At 63.0% G+C, this 2,097-nt stretch carries 1 protein-coding gene; it reads right to left on the minus strand.

Features of this window, described 5'->3' with window-relative positions:
- The coding region (locus AC1DX0_RS35075) for a GNVR domain-containing protein (protein WP_477359002.1) at positions 1 to 2,083 on the minus strand (2,083 nt) is incomplete at its 3' end.
- Between the last annotated feature and the right edge of the window lie 14 nt (positions 2,084 to 2,097).

Here is a 2,097-nt window from a genome sequence, read left to right on the forward strand (position 1 = left end):
TCTCCTTGGCGTTCTCGATGAAACGCCGCATTCCGGCCGAGGACAAGAGCTCGCTGGTGTGCGAGAAGTTGCCGCGCAGCACGGCGGGGATGATGGCGAGCTTGGTCTGCCGGTCGATCTTGCCGACGGATTGCCAGGTCTGGCCGTTGACCACGGCTTCCATCAGGCCCTGCTCGGCCTCCATGCCGAGGCTGCGGCTGAGGCCCGGATTGCGCAAGTCGCCGTCGATGAGCAGCGTCTTGGCGCCGTTGGCGGCAAGCAGCCCGGCAAGGTTGGCCGCGAYCGTCGACTTGCCTTCGCCGGGAAGCACCGAGATGACGCCGACGACGCGGCTGCCTTGCCCTTCCATGACGACATCGAAGGCGATCTTGGCGCTGCGCAGCGTTTCGGAGAACATCGATGCTGGAGCGTCAATGCTCACCCGCATTCGGGCGCGCCTTTCGATGGCGGCAGGCGATCTGGCTGCCTTGGCATCCGGCTGAGCCTCGGCCTGCTTGTCCTCCTTGGCGGGTCTGCTGCCGATGCTCGGCAGGTAGCCGAGGAATTTGAGGCCAACGCGGTCGCGTACCTCTTCGCCGGTTCGGAAGAACCGCTCGTTGAATTCGTTGAGGCCGCCGAAGCCGGCGCCCATCAGCATACCAAGCACCAGCGACAGGCCAAGCACCACCACCGTGCGCGGACTCGAAGCCGCCTGCGGCATCGAAGCATCCGAGATGATGCGGATCTTGCCGACCGGGAAGGATTGCTGCTGCGCGGCTTCCTCGTAGCGACCGAGGAACGTCTGATAGAGCGTGGTGAGCGCCGTCGCCTTCTGGTCGAGGTCACGCAACTGGACCTGCGACTGGTTGTCGATAGAGCTCTTGCCTTGCGCCGAGGCGACATTGGCCCTGAGTGCGGTTTCGCGCGCCTGCGCCACCTCATACTCGTTGCGATAGCTTTCGGTCAGTTGCTTCAGTTCACCGAAAATCTGCGTTGATATGTCGGCCTTCTCCTTGGCCAGCGCCATCGCCTGCGGATGCTGTGGGCCGAAATTCGCCTCGACGTCCTGCAGCCGCTTGGCGACCGTGAGATAACGGGTTTTCAGCGCTGCGATGACCGAGCTGCTTGGCTGGTCGGCCGATATGGCGGCGTCATTGAAMGCGTTGTCGGAGCCGCTMTCGATAATCGCCTTGTACTGCTGGTAGCGGGCGCTGGCGCGTGCCGTGTCGGCCTGCGCCACGATGAGCTGGGCGTTGAGATCAGCAAGCTGCTTGTCGCTCATCAGCTGGCCATCGCTGTTGGCGGACAGGCCGTGTTCGGCCCTGAATTTCTCGACCGCGAGCGATGCCTGCTGCGAGCTTTCGCGCAGTTCCGTCAACCGGCCCTGCAGCCAGACCGCCGCGCGCTCGGTGGCGTCGAAGCTGGCATCGAGCTGGTCGGCCAGGTAGGCCTCGGCATAGGCCTTGGTGATCGCCGCCGACAATGCCGGATCGGTCGACTGATAGCCGAGCGCGATGACGTAGCTTCGCCCAACACGCTCCGCCCTCACCTCGTTCTGCAGCTTGAGGATTGCGTAGTCGCGACTCGACGTCGCGATAAGTGCATCACGGGTTGCAGGGTCGAGCTTGCTGATGTCGCCAACCCCGGGAATGGTGGGGCTGGGGCGGACAAGCTGGATCAACCCACGGATGAAACCGACGCCCTTGGCCAGCGCCGACTGGGGCGGGTTCATGAAGGCATCGTTCTGGCTGAGCTTCAGCTTGTCCACGACCACGGCGGCAAGCCGCGTCGAGGTCAGGATCTCGATCTGGCTCAGAATGGCGGAATCGGTTTGCATCGTCGTCGACGCCGCCGAGATGTCGTCGACGATCTTGTTCAGGCCCTCGTCGATCAGCACGCTTGAGACCGAGACAAATTTGGGCGGCGTGGTCTGCAGATAGAGCATGCCCAGGAAAAGACCGATGGCGGCGCACACTGCAACGACCTTCGCCTGCCGTGCAGCCATGCCAAGCAGCCGCTCGATATCGATGAAGTCTTCGCCGTTTCCTGCGTCCGAATTCGGCAATGGCATCCTCTTGTCGAGAGGAAAATTGGCATAATTCATCGTCGGTCCAATTC

This window comes from Mesorhizobium sp. P3_A9 (genome assembly GCF_056402975.1).